Annotated in this window: 18 protein-coding genes; 8 read left to right on the top strand and 10 right to left on the bottom strand. The window is 69.3% G+C overall.

Annotated elements, in window-relative coordinates; all coding sequences use genetic code 11:
* The first annotated feature begins 63 nt into the window (after window positions 1-63).
* Both AB5J62_RS18075 and AB5J62_RS18070 read left to right on the top strand, forming a co-directional pair.
* The gene (locus tag AB5J62_RS18075; RefSeq protein ID WP_370949385.1) at window positions 64-192 is read left to right on the top strand and encodes a hypothetical protein; all 129 of its coding nucleotides are present in this window, start codon (window positions 64-66) and stop codon (window positions 190-192) included.
* A complete protein-coding gene (locus AB5J62_RS18070; RefSeq protein WP_370949384.1) occupies window positions 192-2633 on the top strand; it encodes an ABC transporter permease in 2442 nt (813 codons plus the stop codon). Before AB5J62_RS18075 ends, AB5J62_RS18070 begins: the two co-directional genes overlap by 1 nt.
* Window positions 2634-2644: 11 nt before the next feature.
* Here the strand turns inward: AB5J62_RS18070 and AB5J62_RS18065 are convergent, their stop codons facing one another.
* Window positions 2645-3220 carry an ABATE domain-containing protein gene (locus AB5J62_RS18065; protein ID WP_370949383.1) on the bottom strand — a complete coding sequence of 192 codons (576 nt, stop codon included), beginning with the start codon at window positions 3218-3220 and terminating at the stop codon, window positions 2645-2647.
* A gap of 65 nt (window positions 3221-3285) precedes the next feature.
* On the opposite strand from AB5J62_RS18065, the gene AB5J62_RS18060 reads away from it, so the two are divergent.
* Both AB5J62_RS18060 and AB5J62_RS18055 read left to right on the top strand, forming a co-directional pair.
* Window positions 3286-4863: a tannase/feruloyl esterase family alpha/beta hydrolase gene (locus AB5J62_RS18060; protein WP_370949382.1), complete on the top strand. Its 1578-nt coding sequence runs from the start codon at window positions 3286-3288 to the stop codon at window positions 4861-4863.
* Window positions 4864-4942: 79 nt separating this feature from the next.
* Entirely contained in the window at window positions 4943-6037 is a 1095-nt protein-coding gene (locus AB5J62_RS18055; protein ID WP_370949381.1) for an aldo/keto reductase, read from the top strand.
* Here the strand turns inward: AB5J62_RS18055 and AB5J62_RS18050 are convergent.
* Both AB5J62_RS18050 and AB5J62_RS18045 read right to left on the bottom strand, forming a co-directional pair.
* Window positions 5998-6600 carry a TetR/AcrR family transcriptional regulator gene (locus tag AB5J62_RS18050; RefSeq protein WP_370949380.1) on the bottom strand — a complete coding sequence of 201 codons (603 nt, stop codon included), beginning with the start codon at window positions 6598-6600 and terminating at the stop codon, window positions 5998-6000. The two genes, AB5J62_RS18055 and AB5J62_RS18050, sit on opposite strands and share 40 nt — an antisense overlap.
* An 87-nt stretch (window positions 6601-6687) precedes the next feature.
* Entirely contained in the window at window positions 6688-6888 is a 201-nt protein-coding gene (locus AB5J62_RS18045; RefSeq protein WP_370949379.1) for a hypothetical protein, read from the bottom strand.
* Between the two features lie 129 nt (window positions 6889-7017).
* Between AB5J62_RS18045 and AB5J62_RS18040 the strand changes: the two genes are divergently transcribed.
* Together AB5J62_RS18040 and AB5J62_RS18035 are read left to right on the top strand one after the other, a co-directional pair.
* Window positions 7018-7581 carry a hemerythrin domain-containing protein gene (locus AB5J62_RS18040; protein WP_370949378.1) on the top strand — a complete coding sequence of 188 codons (564 nt, stop codon included), beginning with the start codon at window positions 7018-7020 and terminating at the stop codon, window positions 7579-7581.
* Window position 7582: 1 nt separating this feature from the next.
* Window positions 7583-8407, top strand: a complete 825-nt coding sequence (locus AB5J62_RS18035) for a family 1 encapsulin nanocompartment shell protein (protein ID WP_370949377.1) — start codon at window positions 7583-7585, stop codon at window positions 8405-8407.
* Here AB5J62_RS18035 and AB5J62_RS18030 read toward each other — a convergent pair.
* The gene (locus AB5J62_RS18030; protein ID WP_370949376.1) at window positions 8397-8855 is read right to left on the bottom strand and encodes a winged helix-turn-helix transcriptional regulator; all 459 of its coding nucleotides are present in this window, start codon (window positions 8853-8855) and stop codon (window positions 8397-8399) included. The two genes, AB5J62_RS18035 and AB5J62_RS18030, sit on opposite strands and share 11 nt — an antisense overlap.
* Window positions 8852-9958 (bottom strand): acyl-CoA dehydrogenase family protein, encoded by a 1107-nt coding sequence (locus AB5J62_RS18025; RefSeq protein ID WP_370949375.1) that lies wholly within the window; start codon window positions 9956-9958, stop codon window positions 8852-8854. The genes AB5J62_RS18030 and AB5J62_RS18025 overlap by 4 nt, the downstream gene beginning before the upstream one ends.
* A gap of 213 nt (window positions 9959-10171) precedes the next feature.
* Between AB5J62_RS18025 and AB5J62_RS18020 the strand changes: the two genes are divergently transcribed.
* Complete coding sequence (locus AB5J62_RS18020) at window positions 10172-11320, top strand: DDE-type integrase/transposase/recombinase (RefSeq protein WP_370948685.1); 1149 nt, start codon at window positions 10172-10174, stop codon at window positions 11318-11320.
* A 95-nt stretch (window positions 11321-11415) separates the two neighbouring features.
* Here AB5J62_RS18020 and AB5J62_RS18015 read toward each other — a convergent pair whose 3' ends face one another.
* The 3 genes from AB5J62_RS18015 to AB5J62_RS18005 are packed head-to-tail and all read right to left on the bottom strand — an operon-like array spanning window position 11416 to window position 14985.
* Window positions 11416-13587: a xanthine dehydrogenase family protein molybdopterin-binding subunit gene (locus AB5J62_RS18015; RefSeq protein ID WP_370949374.1), complete on the bottom strand. Its 2172-nt coding sequence runs from the start codon at window positions 13585-13587 to the stop codon at window positions 11416-11418.
* Entirely contained in the window at window positions 13587-14546 is a 960-nt protein-coding gene (locus AB5J62_RS18010) for a xanthine dehydrogenase family protein subunit M (RefSeq protein ID WP_370949373.1), read from the bottom strand. The genes AB5J62_RS18015 and AB5J62_RS18010 overlap by 1 nt, the downstream gene beginning before the upstream one ends.
* Complete coding sequence (locus AB5J62_RS18005; protein WP_370949372.1) at window positions 14533-14985, bottom strand: (2Fe-2S)-binding protein; 453 nt, start codon at window positions 14983-14985, stop codon at window positions 14533-14535. The genes AB5J62_RS18010 and AB5J62_RS18005 overlap by 14 nt, the downstream gene beginning before the upstream one ends.
* A gap of 196 nt (window positions 14986-15181) precedes the next feature.
* Between AB5J62_RS18005 and AB5J62_RS18000 the strand changes: the two genes are divergently transcribed.
* On the top strand, window positions 15182-15754 hold the full coding sequence (locus AB5J62_RS18000) for a TetR/AcrR family transcriptional regulator (RefSeq protein ID WP_370949371.1): 573 nt from the start codon (window positions 15182-15184) through the stop codon (window positions 15752-15754).
* A gap of 51 nt (window positions 15755-15805) precedes the next feature.
* On the opposite strand, the gene AB5J62_RS17995 is transcribed toward AB5J62_RS18000, so the two are convergent.
* Together AB5J62_RS17995 and AB5J62_RS17990 are read right to left on the bottom strand one after the other, a co-directional pair.
* Entirely contained in the window at window positions 15806-16804 is a 999-nt protein-coding gene (locus AB5J62_RS17995; protein WP_370949370.1) for a polyprenyl synthetase family protein, read from the bottom strand.
* The gene (locus tag AB5J62_RS17990; RefSeq protein ID WP_370949369.1) at window positions 16798-17730 is read right to left on the bottom strand and encodes a polyprenyl synthetase family protein; all 933 of its coding nucleotides are present in this window, start codon (window positions 17728-17730) and stop codon (window positions 16798-16800) included. Before AB5J62_RS17990 ends, AB5J62_RS17995 begins: the two co-directional genes overlap by 7 nt.
* Window positions 17731-17853 lie beyond the last annotated feature (123 nt).

The following is a 17853-nucleotide window of genomic DNA, read 5'->3' as shown; positions in this document are numbered from 1 at the left end:
GATCGAGCTATTTCGCCGGATTGGACGGGGCGAACCGCTGGTCGGTCACCGACTATGGCCGCCATGAACGAATCCGCTGTCGCCGAAGCCGAGCGACTCGGCAAGGTCTATGGTAGCGACGAAATGACCCAGCCGACACCCAGCCGGGTCCTCGACCGCATGCGCCAGTTCGACACCCAGGCGGTGGGCTGATGTTCCGCCTCGCCATCCGCTCGATACTGGCTCACAAGGCCAGGTATCTGCTGCCCACGATCGGCGTGCTGCTCGGCGTCGCGTTCGTCGTGGGTTCGCTGCTCTACGGTGCGTCGGTCAGCGCGGCGGCCAAGCGGGCGCAGGCGCACGGGCGAAGCGACGTCGCGGTCAAGGTGACCCCGGACCGCATCAGCACGCCGATGGGCGACAACGTGCTACGGCAGCTTCAAGCGGTGCCGGGGGTCGTGCAGGCCAGGCCTATCGTCGACGGCCGCGCGCTGCTCGTCGGCACGGACAGCGCGGTGGTCGGGCGGCCCGAACTCGGGGAAGGCGTGAGCTACGACGCCGCGCGGTTCCCGCTGCGTGCCGGAACGGCGCCGAGCGGCCCCGGCGAGGTCGCCATCGACGAACGCGCCGCCGCGAAGACCGGTTTCGGGGTCGGCGCTCAGGTCAGCGTGATCGTCAAGAGCGAAGTACGCCAGGTGCGGCTCGTGGGGGTGTTCACCAACGACACCATGGGAATCGCCCCTGGCGTCACCCGAGTCGCGTTCGACCTGAAGACCGCGCTCGCTCAGTTCTCGCGGCCCTCAGGCAGCTACACGGCCATCGACCTGGTGGCCGAACCCGGCGTCACCCCGGGCAAGCTACGGACCGAGACGACCGCCGTGCTGCCCAAGGCGCTGGTCGTTCAAACGGCCGACGCGTTCGATTCCAGGCAGGACGACGGCAAGCTCACCGAGATCCTGCTCGTCTTCGCCGCCGTGGCACTGTTCGTCTCCGCGTTCCTCGTCGCGAACACGTTCACCATGCTCGCCGCCGCACGCGCCCGTGAAAACGCGCTGCTGCGCGCGGTCGGCGCGTCACGCAGGCACGTGCTGCGCACGGTTCTCGCCGAAGCACTCGTGCTCGGCCTGATCGCCACCGTGCTCGGGTACCTGCTCGGCATCGGCGCGGCCTTCGTGCTCAACCGCGTCTTCGCGACAGCAGACCAAGCGAGTGTGCCACTGGAGGTGTTCGACGTCGGCGCGCTGTGCGCCGCCATCGGGGTCGGCATCGGCGTGACCACGATCGCCGCCTACCTCCCCGCGCGCCGCGCCGCCGCGATCCCGCCGGTCGCGGCACTGCGCACCGGTGTCCCGCAGACCGCGAAGTCGTTGCGCCGCAGGAACATCGTCGGCGTCGCCGTCACGGTGCTGGGCATCGGGCTCATCGTGGCAGGCGTCAAGAACGACGATCTGGTCTACGCGGGCGCGCCGGTGATGCTGGTCGGTTTGATCGTGCTCATGCCTTGGCTCAGCCTGGGCTTGACCAAGATCCTGCGCGGGCCACTGACCCGGCTGAGCGGAATGCGCGGCACACTGGCCGTCGAAAACACTCGCCGCAACCCACGCCGCACCGCCGCCACCGCGACCACGCTGATGATCGGCCTGTCCGTGTGCGCCGCCGTCACCGTGCCCATCGCCTCCCTCTCCGCCGCGGACGCCCAGCGGTCGGCTACCTCCGACAAGGCCGACATCGAGATCACCTCGGTCGACTGGGGCAGGCTCGGGGCGGGCGTCGCCGCGGACGTCGCGAAGCTGCCCGGGGTCCAGGCCGTCACACCGATGTCGGTCTTCCCCATCCAGCTGGACAAGGGCGGTTACCTGAACCCGAACGGGGTGGATCCGCGGACCATCGGGAGCTTCCTCTCGCTCAAGGTCGCACAGGGCTCGCTCGATCAGCTCGCGAACGGCTTCGCGGTCTCGGAAGAGCTCGCGACCAAGCACGGCTGGACACTCGGCTCGGTCGTCTCGGGAAACCCGACGGTTCCCTTCGGAGACCCGACCATCTCCCTGCCGGTCGTGGCCATCTACGAGACACCTGAGTCGGTGGAAAACCAGGCGCTGATCGCCGCACCGGCGGGGTTCACCCCGGCGAAGGTCCTGGTGAAGACCGGCCAGGACGCGACGACCGCCCGCGCGGCGATCCGGCAGGCGCTGGCCAACCCGTCGCTGCTGATCCAGACCAAGGCCGAAGTCGTCGACGAAATGGGCTCGCGGTCCACGCTCTTCCTGAACATCCTGTACGCGCTTCTCAGCGTTTCAGTGCTCATCGGGGCGCTCGGCGTGGTCAACACGATGACCATGGCAACCTTCGAGCGAATGCGCGAGATCGGCCTGCTGCGCGCGGTCGGCCTCAGCCGCAAGCAGGTCGGCTCGGTGCTGCGGCTCGAGTCGGTGATCATCGCGATGATGGGCGCGGTCATCGGGCTGGTGGCCGGCTGCGCGCTCGGGGCCGTCGCGGTGCTGAGCCAAGAGAAGCTGACCTTGGTCATTCCCTGGGCCCGGCTCGGCCTCTTCGTGCTGCTGACCGTGGTGATCGGGATTCTGGCCTCGCTCTGGCCAGCCCGTCAGGCGGCCAGGACGCCCATCCTGACGGCCATCCACTCCGACACCGAATAGCCCGAGACCGCTTACGCCCGGCTGAGCCTCGACGGGCTCAGCGGCGGGTTGCCGCGCTGGCGCGCCCGGTGCGCCAGCGCCTTCATCTTGTTGCCGCAGGTGGCCATCGCGCACCATTCCCGGCGCAGGCCGCGGGAGGTGTCGAGGTAGACCTGGGTGCACTCGGGGCGGCCGCATTCCTTGAGCAGCTCGGCATCCGGCCCGCCGAGGATCTCGACGGCGACGCGCGCGACGGACGACAAGGCCTGCGCCGAGGTCGCCTCCAGCACGAGCCCGTCCGGCGAGAGCTGGGGCACCACCGGCGGACGGGCCGCCATCCGGTTGAGCACGGTGATCGAATCGGGGTCGTGCGCCTCCCCCACGATCCGCGCGCGCACGAGGTCGTAGATCGACTCGCGCAGCGCCACCGCGGCGGCGAGGTCGGCCGGATCACTGCCGGGCTCGGCGGCCGCGACCCCGGCTTCGACCAGCCAGGTGTCCAGGTCACGGGGCACGTTCAGCGTCTCGCGGGGCTCGGCGTTGCGGCGGGCCTTGAGCGTGCCGACGAAGTCCAGCGCGGTGTTGCCGCAGGGAAAAGCGTGGTGCATGTCACCATTCTGACAGGTGACGAATAACTTGCGCAACTCGTAACCCTTCTGACAGGTTATTAACCATGAAACGCGTCAAGATGTTCCTCGGGATCGCCGCGCTGATCCCACTCGCACTGACCCAGCTGACCCCGGTGGCGAGCGCCACCACGACCGCGCCCACGTGCGCCACGATGACCGTCGATGCCCCACCAGGCGCGAAAATCGAGTCGGTACAGGCCCAGCGCCACGAAGGCGGCACGGTCTCCTTCCCCGCCACGCCGCTCGGCCCGGCGCGGGAGATCACCGACGTCCCGGCGTACTGCGAAGTCACCGTGACGCTGACCCATCCCGGCGCGAACGACCACGTCAAGGTCGCGGTCACGCTGCCGGAGACCGGCTGGTCAGGGCGCCTGCAGGCGGCGGGCGGCTCCGCGTACACCGCGGGCGACTTCGGCGCCCCGCTGGTCCAGGCGGTCAAGGACGGCTACGCGGGCGTCACGACCGACGCCGGCGTGCCACTGACGTTCCTCGACACGAGCTGGGCGCTGAAGCCCGACAACACGCTCAACAAGCCGCTGGTGACCGACTTCGCCACCCGCTCGGTGCACGAGTCGGCCGTGATCGGCAAGGACGTCGCCCGGCAGTACTTCCACCGCGCCGTCTCGTATTCCTACTGGAACGGCTGCTCGACCGGCGGCCGCCAGGGCTATTCCGAGGCCCAGAACTACCCGCACGACTTCGACGGCATCCTCGCCAACGCGCCCGCCGTGAACTGGTCACAGTTCGCCGTCGCGACCTTGTGGCCCCAGACGGTCATGAACAACGATCACCACTTCGTCGCCAACTGCGTGCTCGACGCGTTCAAGCAGGCCGCCATCAAGACCTGCGACCCGCGTGACGGCGTCGTGAACGGCATCGTCGACCGGCCGGACGAGTGCGGCTACGACCCGCGCTCGCTCGTCGGCACCAAGATTGTCTGTGAGGGCAAGGAAATCACCGTGTCGGCCGCCGACGCGGACGTCATGCGCAAGATCTGGGCAGGCCCGACCGACGAGTACGGCCGCAAGCTCTGGGACGGCCTTCCCAAGGGCGCCGACCCCAGCTGGCTCGCGGGCACCAAGGCCGACGAGAACGGCGACCTCTCCGCGCCCGGCTTCGCGGTGGCCGTCGGCTGGGTGCAGAGCTTTCTCAAGAAGCAGCCCGGTTTCGACACCTCCACGCTGACGTACGCCCAGTTCCGCGACCTCTTCCGCCAGTCGGTGCGTGAGTTCGACGGCGTCATCGGCACCTCGAACCCGGATCTGTCGGCGTTCCGCTGGTCCGGCGGCAAGCTGCTGTCGTTCGTCGGCACGGCCGACCAGCTCATCCCGCCGGGCGGCACCCTCGCCTACCGTCAGCAGGTCGAGCGGCGGATGGGCCCGGTCAACGACTTCTACCGCCTGTTCCTCGCGCCCGGCGTCGAGCACTGTGGTGGCGGCGCCGGTCCGCAGCCGGTGAACCCGCTGGGCGCGCTGGTCGACTGGGTCGAGCACGGCAAGGCGCCCGCCACCCTCGCGGCGGCCACCGCCACGACCACCCGCGACCTGTGCGCGTACCCGCGTTTCTCCCGCTACAACGGCCAGGGCGACCCGGCCGTCGCTTCCAGCTACCACTGCCGCTGATCTCCCGGAACGGCCGCGGTCAGCCGACCGCGGCCGTTCTGTACTTGCGGGTCCATTTTTGCGTCGCCACTCTGGGCTCATGCCACTCGATCAGTACTACCTGCTCGGCCGCTCCGGCCTCCGCGTCAGCCGCCTGGCACTGGGCACGATGAACTTCGGCACCAGCGGTTTCCATGCCTCGTACGGGAAAACCCTCGACGAGGCCCGCCCGATCTTCCGGCGTTACCTGGAGGCGGGCGGCAATTTCGTCGACACCGCCGACTTCTACACCGCAGGCGAGAGCGAGACGATACTCGGCGAGCTCATCGCCGAGACCGGGTCGCGCGACCGGCTGGTGCTCACGAGCAAGTTCACCAACAGCGTCGATCCCGGCGATCCCAACGCGGGCGGCAACGGCCGCAAGCACATCATCCGCGCCGTCGAGGCCTCGCTGCGCCGGCTCGGCACCGACTACCTCGACCTCTACCTGCTGCACACCTGGGACCGGATCACCCCGGTCGAAGAGGTGCTGCGCACCTTCGACGACCTGGTCAGCGCGGGCAAGATCCGCCACGCCGGGCTGTCGGACGTGCCTGCCTGGTACGCCGCCCGCGCGCAGACGCTCGCCGACGCGCACCGGCTCGAACCGATGGTCAGCCTGCAACTCCCCTACTCGCTCGCCGAGCGGACCATCGAGACCGAGCACGTCCCCGCCGGGCAGGCGCTCGGCCTCGGCATCACCGCGTGGAGCCCGCTCGCGAGCGGATTCCTGACCGGTAAATATCGCGCGTCCGACCAGGGGCTCGCCGGTGAGGGCCGCCTGAGCGGCACCGGTTCCGAGTGGACGGACCAGCAGTGGGCGCTGCTGACGACACTCGCGTCGGTCGCGGGCAAGCTGGACGTGACCATGGCGCAGGTCGCGCTCAACTGGGTCGCCACGCAGCCGGGCATCGCCTCGGCCATCGTCGGCGCGAGCAGCGCCGGGCAGCTCGATTCCTCGATGGCCGCGCTCGACTTCGAGCTACCCGCCGAACTGCGCGCGGAACTCGACGAAGCCAGCGCCGTGCCACCCGCCAAGCCGTACGTGATGTTCACGCCGGAATACCAGTCCTGGCTGGTCAACACAGGCACAAAGGTCGGCGACAAGCCTGACGGCTACGCCCCGGCCGTCCGCAACTGGGTGTCGCGCAAGTAGTCCAGGTACAGGTCCAGCGCGGCTTCGAGATGCGCCGACGAGCCCGTCGACATCAGGATCGACACGCCGCCCTGGATCGCCGCGAGCAACGCGCTCGCCGCGCGCACCGGGTCCACGTCCCGGATCCGGCCGTCCGCCCGCATCCGGGCGACACCTGCCTCCAGCTGCCGCTGCCACTGCTCGAGCAGCCGCCGGGTGACGGCCTGCGCGGCGGGCGTGTGCCTGCCGATCTCGGTGATCAGCACGCCCAGCGGGCAGTGCACACCTTGCCGCCGGTACCGGTCGACCACGGCGTCACGCCAGTGGTCCCACGCCTCCCACGAGGTCAGCTGCCCGAGGAAAGGCTGCTGATCGTCGAGCACCCGATCGGCTTCCCACTCGGCGACGGCCAGCAACAGCTGCTCCTTGCCCTCGGGAAAGTAGTGGAACAGCTGGCTTTTGCCGGTGCCGCTGCGACGGCAGATGTCATCGAGGGTCGCCGCGGCCACGCCACGTTCGCGAATCTCGGCGCCCGCCGCGTCGATGATGCGCTGGCGGGTCGCGGCGCCTTTCTTGGTGAGCACGAACGCCAGTGTACTTCGCGGTACATTACGGGGGTCGTGAGTGGTACGGCCGGTTCTAACCGGTCATACCACTCACGACCCGCTTGCCTAGGTCAGTACGCTTTCGAGCACACCGGCCTTGATGTCGCCGACCAGCACTTTCAGCTGCTCCAGGCTCATTTCGATCTTCTGGCCGAAGTCGTCGGTGATGACGACGCGGCGCTCCGGTGGCGCTTCTTCGGCGAGGTAGAGCTCGGGACAGCCGCAGTCGCAGTCGCCGCAGAACGTCGCGATGTGCCGCAGAGCCATGGTGGTCACTCCTCGAACGCAGGAAAACTCGGACGCGGTGATAGTCGCCGTGCAGTGGCCGCTGGTTCCCCGCGTCACCCGGACGGGCAGCGGTGTTTCCGGATCGGCGACTCGGGGTAAACGAGCGACATGCCCGACATCACCAGCCTGATCCTGGACGACCACGACTGGTTCCGGCGGCAGTTCGCCAGGCTCGACGACCTCACCGAGCCCGACGAGCTCGCGAAGGTATGGCAACCGCTGGCCGACCTGCTCGACGTGCACGCCGCGGCCGAAGAGGAGATCTTCTACCCGCACCTGCTCCGCCGCGGCGACGACGCCGAGGACGAGACGCTCGACGCGATCGGCGACCACAACGACATCAGGGACGCCGTGCTCGAGGCCGAGCAGCACCCACCCGGCAGCCAGGCGTGGCTCGACGCGGTGCGCAAGGCACGCGAGGCCAACAGCGAACACATGGCCGAGGAAGAGGACGACGGGCTCGCCGACTTCCGGCGGCACGCCGGCACCAAGCTGCGCGACGAGCTGGGCCAGAAGTTCCTGGACTTCAAGAAGCGGCACGAGGGCGGCCGGGACCTGGTCGTCGAAGACCTCGATCCGGAGAAGTACGTCGAAGAAATCGAAGCGAAGATCGGCACTGCCGCACCGGCTGACGGCTCACTCGGCATCGGCGGCCTGAAAGGACGGGACTGAGATGAACCACCTGCTACGCGACGTCGCCCCGATCACCGCCACCGGCTGGAAGGAGATCGACGACGAGGCCCGCGAACGGCTGCAGACCCACCTCGCCGCCCGCCAGCTCGTCGACGTCGAAGGCCCGCATGGCTGGGACCACTCGGCCATCGATCTCGGCCGGGTGCACACGCTCGCGTCGTCGCCGCTGGAGTCACCGGAGAAGGGCGTGCAGACCCGTCAGCGTCAGGTGCTGCCGCTGGCCGAGGTCCGCGTCCCGTTCACCGTCTCCCGCGCCGAGCTCGAAAACGCCGAGCGTGGCGCCAAGGATCTCGAGTTCGACGACCTCGATCGCGCCGCACGGCAGATCGCGCTGATCGAAAACCGGGCGGTCTACCACGGCTGGGCCGACGCGGGCATGACCGGCATCGCCGAGGCCAGCCCGTACGAGACGGCCACGCTCGGCGCGGACGCCGCCGGCTACCCCGGTGTGGTCGCCAAGGCCGTGGACACCTTGCGCCAGGCGGGAATCAGCGGACCGTACGCGCTGGCCATCTGCCCGGAGGGTTACACGAAGATCGTCGAGAGCACCGAGCACGGCGGCCAGCTCGTGTTCGATCACGTGCGCCGCGCGCTCGGCAACGGCAAGGTCGTACGCACACCCGGCCTCGACGGCGCGGCCGTGCTGAGCCTCGGCGGCGGTGACTTCGTGCTCGAACTCGGCCAGGACCTTTCGATCGGCTACAGCCACCACGACGCCGAGACGGTCACGCTCTTCCTGGAGGAGAGCTTCGCGTTCCGGGTGAACGAGCCGGACGCCGCGATCGCCCTCGGCTTCACCGGCTGACGAAACCCGGCCCCGGCTCGGGCGTCACCCCGCTGGTGGTGATCTCCCCGCCGCAGTGGCCACAGGCGAGGAACGGATCCGCGTGCTCCCCGCATGCGTTGTGCCGCACCAGGATCGGCGGCCCTTCGGGTGCGGGCAGGTACGTGTCGCCCCAGTTCATCAACGCGATCACGGCGGGGAACAGCGCCTTGCCCGAGTCGGTGAGCCGGTACTCGTGCTTGTCCTCGTCGTAGGCGACCTTCTCCAGCAACCCGGCCTCCACGAGCCGTTTGAGGCGGGCGGACAGCGTGGGCCGCGGGATGCCGAGGTTGCGCGCGAGCTGACCGTATCGCCGCACGCCGAAGAACGTCTCGCGCAGGATGAGCAGCGTCCACCGCTCCCCGACGAGTTCGAGCGCGCGGCCGACCGAGTCCGCGGTGAGCCGGTGCCGGAAGTCCCGCTCGCTCACAGCTGCGCCGTTTCGGTCGGCAGGCCGAGCAGCAGCCGCCCGGCCAGCTCGAAGGTCGCCGGGTTGACCTGGAAATGCGCGGTCGCCGTGTGTGCGTCACGGAACCGGCGCTGCAGCGGGGAATCCTCGTAGATCGCGGACCCGCCACCGAGGTCGTACACGATCCCGACCACCTCCGCGGCCGTGCGCACGGCATGCGTGCACGCCAGCCGCAACGACGTCCGCAGCTCGACGGAGACCGGTTCGTTCGCGGCCGCGGCCTGCCAGGCATCGTCGATCGCTTGGTAATAAAGGCCTCTCGCGGCTCGTAAGGCCGCTTCGGCCGCGGCGAACGCGCTTTGCGTCGCCGACCGTTCGGCCGTGCTGCGGTTGGAGCCGGACGGCTTGCGCACGGTCGCCAGTTCGACGAACTCGTTCATCGCGCCGCGCGCGTTCCCCAGCGCGGCGGCGGCGATCGACGCGGCGAAGAAGCCGAACAGCGGGAACCGTTGCAGCGCCCGCGCGTGGGCAGGCGGCCCGTCGAGCACCGAGAACAGCCGATGGTCGGGCACGAAGACGTCATCGGCGACGACGTCGGTGCTGCCGGTCCCCCGGAGGCCGGTGGTCTTCCAGGTGTCGAGCACCGTCAGCTCGGCCGTGGCGAACGCGGCGGTCCGCACCTGCCCGTCCTGCACGAACCCCAGGAAGATCCACTCGGAATGCCGGATCCCGCTGCAGAACGCCCACCGCCCGCTGATCCGCGCTCCCCCGTCGACGGCGCTCCCCTTGGCACGCGGCGCCCACACGCCCGCGGCCACCGCGCCCGGGTCACCGAACACCTCTTGGCCGCCCTTCGCGGGCAGATACGCCCCGAGCAGGCTGCTCGTCGCGGCGATCGAGACGCACCACCCGGCGGACGCGTCGCCGATCGCGAGGGTTTCGGCCATCTCCAGCACCTCGGCCGTCGTCGGCTCGGCACCGCCGAGATCGGCCGTCAGCCCGAGTCGCAGCAGGTCATGGGCCTTGAGCTGCTCGACCAGCGCGGGCGCCAGCTGCCTGCCCCGCTCGGTCTCGTCGGCCAGCTCCCGCGCGAGAACGGCGACCTTGCGCGCACCCGACAGCATGCGACCTCCACGCCGGTTCAGTTTCCTTACCGGTGCAATATTCTTACCGTCCGCACGCCGTGTCAACCACCCCGGGGTCGTGAGCGTTGCGGGCGGTTCTAACCGCCTGTCTGAGTTCAGGACATACTGAACAGTTGATGTTTCAGCACATCGTGAACACTTGATCGGCTCGTCGGCGTGGTGATCGGCACTTCGGTGTTGATCATCGCGTTGATGAGCGGAACTGGGTTTTCGATGGATCCTGAGTTCGTTGCCGCTGTCGCGCGCAAGGCGCACGGCGAGAAGATCAACGTGGCCCGGTTCTGTGACGAGCATGACGTCTCCCGCGGCACGTTCTACCACTACGTAGAGCGGTTCCGGGCCGAAGGTGCCGACGGGTTCACCCCGCGCAGCACCGCCCCGCACCACCACCCGAACGCCCTGCCCGGCACGGTCGGCGAGGCGGTGCTGCGCGCCCGCAAAGAGCTAGCCGATCAAGGCCTGGACAATGGCGCCCTGTCGATCCTCTGGCGGCTGGAAGACGCCGGGTTCGTCCCGTTGCCCTCACAGTCCTCGATCTACCGCATCCTGCTCGACCGGGGCCAGATCACACGCGAACCCCGCAAACGCCCACCTCGCGGCAGGCGCCGCTTCGAATTCGACGCACCCAACGCCTGCTGGCAGATCGACGGCCTCGACGTCTGCCTCGACGACGGCACCAAGGTCTGCATCATCCAGATCCTCGACGACCACTCCCGTCTCGACGTCGGCTCCCACGCCGCGGCCAGCGAGAACACCGCCGACACCCTCACCGCGCTCGAGCTGGCGTTCGCCCGCTACGGCCACCCCGCACGACTGCTCTCGGACAACGGAACCGCGTTCAGCGGCAAATGCCGCGGCTACCTCGCCGAAACCGAACGCGCCCTCGCCACCCACGGCATCCAGACCATCGCCTCCACCCCCAGGCACCCGCAAACCTGCGGCAAGAACGAACGCGTCCACAGCACCCTGCGCCGCTGGCTGAGCGCCCGGCCCACGCCCACAACCCTGCCCGAACTCCAAGCCCTGCTTGAAAAATACCGCCACATCTACAACAACCGCCGCCACCAAGGCATCGGCGGACACACCCCTCAGCAACGCTACGACGCCACCACAAAAGCCCAACCCGACACCAGCCGCCGCGCACCCGCAGGCCGCGTCACCCGACCCGTCGCCAGCAACGGAGTCCTCCAACTCCACGGCTGCCACATCCCCATCGGCCGCGCCCACGCCCACACCACCGCGACCGTGTTCTGGCAAGGCGACCGCGTCACCATCCTCATCGGCGACACGATCGCCCGCGAACTCACCCTCAACAGACAAGTACGCTACCAACGCCACTAACCACACAAACTGTCCACGATGTGCCGAAACACATCTGTTCAGAATGTGCTGAAACATGACAGGCGGTTCTAACCGCCCGCAACGCTCACGAGCCCTTAGTCGAGGAGCAGGTCCTCGATGGTGATGGGGATGTCGCGGACCCGGATGCCGGTCGCGTTGTAGACGGCGTTGGCGACGGCCGCGGCCATGCCGACGATGCCGATCTCGCCGACGCCACGTGCGCCGACGGCGTTGTGGAAGGTGTCCGGGTACTCGATGAAGTGGACGTCCGCCTCGCCGATGTCCGCGTTCACCGGCAGCAGGTAGCCGGCGAGGTCCCCGTTCGCCAGCCGCCCGTTCCGCTCGATTTCGAGACCTTCGTGCAGCGCGGCCGAGACACCCCAGATCATCCCGCCGATGATCTGGCTGCGTGCCGACTGCGCGTTGATGATCCGGCCGGCGTCGAACACGCCGAGCATCCGGGACACGCGCGCCTCGCGGGTCCACTTGTGCACCCGGACCTCGACGAACTGCGCCCCGAACGAGCTGAACGAGTGCTTGGTCAGCTCTTCGCCCGGCGCGGACGAGCCGGTCGCCGTCAGCGTCGTGCGGCCGGTCGCGCGCAGCAGCTCGCCGAACGTCATCGACCGGTCGCCCGCCTCCACGCGGCCGTCCGCGTACGAGGTCTCCAGCCCCTCGAACGGCGCGCCCGCCGACGACGCCAGCTTGAGCAGCTCGTCGATCACGTTGTTGGCCGCGACCATGATGGCCGTGCCCGCGCTCGCCGTCGCCGTCGAACCACCGGACATGCCGCCCGCCGGGTACCGCGAGTCACCGAGCCGAGGCGTGATCCGCTCCGGCGCGATGTCCAGCGATTCGGCGCCCACCAAGGAAAGCACGGTCAGCAGGCCGGTGCCGGGGTCCGCGCCGCTGGTCGACACGGTCGCCGTCTCGTCCGCGTTCAGCACGATCTCGATGGTGGCCGGGAACCGCAGCGCCGGGAACATCGCGGTGGCCGTGCCGAGCCCGACCAGCCAGTCGCCCTCGGTGCGCCCGTTCGGCGTGCGCTCGGCCCAGCCGAACCGGGACGCGCCGATCTGGAAGCATTCGTCGAGGTGCTTGCTCGACCACTGCAGGTCCTTGCCGGGCGGCGCGAACGAGTTGTTGCGCATGCGCAGCTCGATCGGGTCCATGTTCAGCGCGACCGCGAGCTCGTCGACCGCGCTCTCCAGCGCGAACGAGCCGGGCGCCTCGCCGGGCGCGCGCATGAACGTGGTCGGCGGGATGTTGAGCGGCACCATCTTCTGGCTGATGGCCAGGTTCTGCGTGGCGTACCACTCGCGCGAGGTCCCGTGCGAGGTCGGTTCGACGAACGAGCCGTCCGCAGCCGTGCTGCACCACGAATCGTGGCGCACCGCGATCAGCTTGCCGTCACGGTCCGCGCCGAGCGCGACCTTCTGGACGGTCGCGGCGCGGCCGGCGGTCGCGGTGAAGACCTGCTCACGGCTCAGCGCCGCCTTCACCGGCTTGCCGAGCGCCTTGGCCGCCGCCGCGGCGAGGAACGCCGGCGTCGACGTGTGCCCCTTGCCGCCGAAAGCGCCGCCCACGAACGGGTTCACCGCGTGCACGATCTCGGGATCGAGGTCGAGCGCCTGCGCCAGCTGCGACGCCTGGATGTCCGAACCCTGGTTTCCGCTGTAGACGGTCAACCCGTCGTCGTCCCACAGCGCGACGGCCGAGTGCGGCTCCATCGCGGCGTGGTTCTGGGTCGCGGTGGTGTACGTCTCGTCGACGACCACCGCGCTCGCGGCCAGCGCGTCCTCGATGGACTCGACGCCGGGCGCGAGGATGCTGAGTTCCGAGCCCTCGCCGCCACGGCCGGGCGGCGGTTCCTGCGCCGTGGCCAGGCCGTCGGCCAGCGAGGTCAGCGCGGGCCTGGTCAGGTACGAGACCTCGACCAGCATCGCGGCGTCCCTGGCCTGCTCGTAGGTCTCGGCGACGACGAACCCGATCGGCTGCCCGTAGTAGGTGACTTCCTTGGTCTGCAAGGGAACCCAGGTCTCACCGAGCATGCCGTTCGGCGTGTTCAGCTTGAGCGAGTCGAACGGTGTGTACACGGCGACCACACCGGGCGCGCTCTTGGTCGCGGTGACCTCCATGGCCCCGATCTCGGCGTTCGCGACCGTGCTGACCACGACGTACCCGTGCAGCATGCCGGGGAAGTCGCGGTCCGTCCCGTACTTGGCCCGCCCGGTGACTTTGAGCGGGGCGTCCACCCGGTTGACCATCAGCGGTCCCCTTCGGTCAGTTCGAGCAGTGCGCGGATGATCGTGCGCTTGAGCAGTGAGAGCTTGAACGCGTTGTCCGGCAACGGCTTGGCGCCTTCCACGGCCAGTGCGGCAGCGTCCTCGAAGGACTTTTGTGTCAGCGAGGCGCCGCGAAGCGCCGCTTCGACCGCCTTGAGACGCCACGGCACGGTCGCCACGCCACCGACGGCCAGCCGGGCGTCGGCGATGCGGCCGTCCTGGATGTCGACCGCGACCGCCGCGGAACACAGTGCGAACTCGTAGGACTGCCTGTCGCGCACCTTGACGTAGGTGGACCGCGACGCCCAGTCCAGGCGAGGCACCAGCACCTCGGTGATCAGCTCACCCGGACGCAGGTCGTTCTCGACGTCAGGCGTGTCGCCCGGCAGCCGGTAGAAGTCGGCCAGCGCGACGGTGCGCGTGCCCTCCGCCGAAGTCAGCTTGACCTGGGCATCGAGCGCGGTGAACGCGACCGCGACGTCACTGGCATGCGTCGCGACGCACGAGTCGCTCGTGCCGAGCACCGCGTGCATCCGGTTGGCGCCGCCGATCGCCGGGCAGCCGCTGCCCGGTTCCCGCTTGTTGCACGGCGTGGCGACATCGCGGAAGTACGAGCAGCGGGTGCGCTGCAGCAGGTTGCCGCCGATGCTGGCCATGTTCCGCAGCTGCTGGGAAGCGCTCAGCAGCAACGCGCGGGAGATCATCGGGTAGACGCCGGGGTGGGCGGCGATGTCGCTCATCCGCTCCAGCGCGCCGATGCGCAGCCCGTCACCGGTTTCGATACCGCGCAACGGGAGTTCGTTGATGTCCAGCACCTGCTGCGGGGTGAGGACGTTGAGTTTCATCAGGTCGACCAGCGTGGTGCCGCCCGCCAGGAAGGTGCCCGGCGTGGCGAGCGCGTCTTCGACGGTCGTGGGCGCGGTGAGCTCAAACGGACGCATCGGCCCGCCTCGCCTGCTCGATCGCCGCGACGATGTTCGGGTACGCGGCGCACCGGCAGATGTTGCCCGACATGAACTCGCGCACGTCCTCGACACCGTCGCGGACCGCGGCCGCGGCCGACATGATCTGCCCGGAAGTGCAGAATCCGCACTGGAGCGCGTCCTGCTCGACGAAAGCCTGCTGCACGGGGTGCAGATCGTCCCCTGTGGACAGTCCTTCGACGGTAGTCACCGGCTGCTTCACGGTCGCGGCCAGCGTCAGGCAGGAGAGCACCGGCTTGCCGCCGACATGCACGGTGCACGCACCGCACTGCCCCCGGTCACAGCCCTTCTTCGGCCCGGTGACGGACAGGCGTTCGCGCAGGGCGTCCAGTAGTGTGACGCCGGGATCGACACTCAGCTCTTGGGTGGTGCCGTTCACTTCAAGTGAGATGTCCACAGGTCTCTTTCGCGTGGTGGGCGCAGTGAGTACACGGGATCGCGGCCACGTCGAATCCGTGGCCGCGCTCGAACCGGATAGTAATCCGCTTTGAACCCGAGGCTAGCGGAATAGAATCCGCTTCGCAACGAAGTTACCCCCGGAGTAACTCCAGCGTGCACTAGATTCAGCTGCGATCACACGACCAGGAGGGCAGATGACGACGGGTTCGGTCAGTCCCCGCCGCGCGGACACCCGCCGCAACCACGAGCGCATCCTCGTCGCGGCCGCGGAGTCACTGGTCAGATCCGACGAGCTCTCCTTCAACGCCATCGCCAAGCAGGCCGAGGTCGGCGTCGGCACGGTCTACCGCCACTTCCCCACCCCCGAAGCCCTGATCCTGGCCGTCTACCGCCGCGAGATCGCCCACCTCGTCGACGTCGTACCCGCCCTGCTCGAGCGGCACCCGCCAGAGCAGGCTTTCCGCACCTGGACGACGGATCACCTGGCGCATTACATGATGACCAAACGCGGACTGGCCGACGCGTTGCGCGCCACCGCCGTCTCCCCCGGCGAACTGCCCGCCAAGGCCTTCGAAGCCATGCTCACCGCGATCTCGGAACTGCTGCGGGCGAACGAGGGCACGGTCCGCCCCGGCCTGGAGCCGGAGACCGTGCTGCGCGGCCTCGGCGGCCTCTTCTATCTCGACCCGAACAGCGACTGGCGCGGCCAGGCCGGCGCGCTGGCCGACCTGCTCTGGCAAGGCATGCGCGACTGTCGTTGCGACTGACCCTCCGCCAGGGTCGTGAGCGTTGCGGGCGGTTCTAACCGCCCGCAACGCTCACGAGCCTCGGTTGTCTTGGTAGTAGCGGAGGGCGAGGTCGGCGAGCGTGGACAGGTCGGCGTCACCGCCGAAGGCGCGGTCGAGGTGGCCGTGCGCGACGGCGAGACGTCGGCGGATCTCGGCCTCCGCCCATTCCCGGGCTCCCGAGCGGGCGACCAGGGACACCGCCCGGCGGGAATCCGCGGACGAGAGTTCGACGCCGGTCGCGTAGAGCGCCGCCAGTTCGGGCTCCGACTCGAGGGCGTGGACGATCGGCAAGGTCTTCTTGAGGCGGGTGAGGTCGGAGCCGGTCGGCTTGCCGACGATCCGCTCGTCGCCCCAGATCCCGAGCAGGTCGTTCGCGAACTGGAACGCGATGCCGATCTCCACGCCGTAGTCGTCGAGCGCGGCGACCACCTCCGGCGCGGCGCCGGCGGTCAGTGCCGTCACCGCGCAGGCGCAGCCGAGCAGCACGCCGGTCTTGCGGGCGGACATCGCGAGGCACTCGTCGAGGGTGATGGACGACCGCCGCTCGAAGGCGAGGTCCATGCTCTGTCCCTCGCACAGTTCGATCGCGCAGCGGGCGAGCCGCGCCGCCGCGGCGGGCGGGATTTCCTTGTGCTGAGCCAAAGTCTCCAGGCCGAGCGAGAGCAGGGCGTTGCCGGCGAGCAGGGCGTCGATCTCGCCGTAGACCGTCCATGCCGCGGGCTGGCCGTGGCGGTTGACGTCCTGGTCGTGGACGTCGTCGTGGACGAGGGTGAAGTTGTGCACCAGCTCGACTCCGGCGGCGAGGACGGACGCCTTGTCCGTGGCCAGGTTCAGCGCGCGGGCCGTGGCGTACACGAGTGCCGGGCGGACGGTCTTGCCGGTGCCGCCCTCGTGGTCGGTTCCGTCGCCGTCCCACCAGCCGAAGTGGTAGCCGGAAATCAGCCGCATGCGGGCGGGCAGGGTGTCGACGCGGTGGCGGAGCACGGGTTCGACCGCGCGGCGGGCCGCGGCGAGCAGGTCGGTCACCACGCACGTACTCCGGGCAGTGCCAGGTCGGTGAGCGCGCGCAAGGTCGCGGCGCCCGCCGGCTGGAACGGCGCGTCGTCGAGCACGGCCAGTGCCAGGCGGCGACGGTGCACGATCATCCGGCGGACCTCGTCGATCGCGCCGGTGGTGGCGATCAGGCGCTGCGCCCTGCGCAGGCCCGCGTCGTCGAGATCCCTGTCGCGCACCAGGTTCAGCAGCTCGTCGCGCTGGGCGGCGGTGGCGAAGTCGAGCGCCATGCCGAGCACCACCGTGGACTTGCCCTCGCGCAGATCGCCCGCCGGCGCCGGCGGGTTGGGTCCGCCCGGCATGACGTCCTCCAGGTCGTCGAGCAGCTGGAACGCCTCGCCGAGCGGTTCGGCGTAAGCACGACAGGCTTCTTGAACGTCGGGGCTCGCGCCTGCCATCGCCGCTCCCATCCTCAGCGGACGATGCACTGTGTACTGCGTGGTCTTGTAGTGGATCACGCGCAACGGCGGTTCCGTGCCGCGCAGGTCGAGCAGCTGCCCGACAAGCACCTCCTCCCGCATCCGGTGCAGGTGCTCCCCCGCCGCCTCGCCCGCGGTGCCGAGCAGCTCGGCCGACCAGGCCTCACACATGTCCCCCAACAGGATCGCCGCGCTGGTCGCCGTCCACTCGTCGGGCTCGCCGACGGCCCGGTGCAGGGTCGGGCGGTCGCGGCGGGTGTCGGACCGGTCGATGACGTCGTCGTGAATAAGCACGTAGGCGTGGAACAGTTCCAGCCCGACCGCCACATCGAGTAACCGAGGGTCCATGGTGTCCCGCACGGTGCGCCAACCGGCCCAGCAGAACAGCGGCCGGACCCGCTTTCCCGGCCCGCCGAGGAACGCGGCCAAATGCCGCAGCGCCTCGGCGACGTAGTCGTTCGTCAATTGCGTTCGCCGTTCCACGACGAACTTCGCCAGCGCTTGATCTATGATTCTCCGTGCCGCGATAAGATCGATATCAGGCTGTGGAACGGGATTAGCACGTTCAGCGAAAAGCATGGCGGAGCCACCTTTTGGGGACAGCGA

Source organism: Amycolatopsis sp. cg5 (assembly GCF_041346955.1).
Lineage (GTDB): Bacteria > Actinomycetota > Actinomycetes > Mycobacteriales > Pseudonocardiaceae > Amycolatopsis.
The sequence above is the reverse complement of the archived record's forward strand: the minus strand, read 5'-3'. Positions and strand labels throughout refer to the sequence as shown.

Bases quoted from the DNA above. Each gene is read 5' to 3' on its own strand.
- AB5J62_RS18075 (WP_370949385.1), top strand. From the start codon at position 64: ATGAACGAATCCGCTGTCGCCGAAGCCGAGCGACTCGGCAAGGTCTAT.
- AB5J62_RS18070 (WP_370949384.1), top strand. From the start codon at position 192: ATGTTCCGCCTCGCCATCCGCTCGATACTGGCTCACAAGGCCAGGTAT.
- AB5J62_RS18065 (WP_370949383.1), bottom strand. From the start codon at position 3,220: ATGCACCACGCTTTTCCCTGCGGCAACACCGCGCTGGACTTCGTCGGC.
- AB5J62_RS18060 (WP_370949382.1), top strand. From the start codon at position 3,286: ATGAAACGCGTCAAGATGTTCCTCGGGATCGCCGCGCTGATCCCACTC.
- AB5J62_RS18055 (WP_370949381.1), top strand. From the start codon at position 4,943: ATGCCACTCGATCAGTACTACCTGCTCGGCCGCTCCGGCCTCCGCGTC.
- AB5J62_RS18045 (WP_370949379.1), bottom strand. From the start codon at position 6,888: ATGGCTCTGCGGCACATCGCGACGTTCTGCGGCGACTGCGACTGCGGC.
- AB5J62_RS18040 (WP_370949378.1), top strand. From the start codon at position 7,018: ATGCCCGACATCACCAGCCTGATCCTGGACGACCACGACTGGTTCCGG.
- AB5J62_RS18035 (WP_370949377.1), top strand. From the start codon at position 7,583: ATGAACCACCTGCTACGCGACGTCGCCCCGATCACCGCCACCGGCTGG.
- AB5J62_RS18025 (WP_370949375.1), bottom strand. From the start codon at position 9,958: ATGCTGTCGGGTGCGCGCAAGGTCGCCGTTCTCGCGCGGGAGCTGGCC.
- AB5J62_RS18020 (WP_370948685.1), top strand. From the start codon at position 10,172: ATGAGCGGAACTGGGTTTTCGATGGATCCTGAGTTCGTTGCCGCTGTC.
- AB5J62_RS18015 (WP_370949374.1), bottom strand. From the start codon at position 13,587: ATGGTCAACCGGGTGGACGCCCCGCTCAAAGTCACCGGGCGGGCCAAG.
- AB5J62_RS18010 (WP_370949373.1), bottom strand. From the start codon at position 14,546: ATGCGTCCGTTTGAGCTCACCGCGCCCACGACCGTCGAAGACGCGCTC.
- AB5J62_RS18000 (WP_370949371.1), top strand. From the start codon at position 15,182: ATGACGACGGGTTCGGTCAGTCCCCGCCGCGCGGACACCCGCCGCAAC.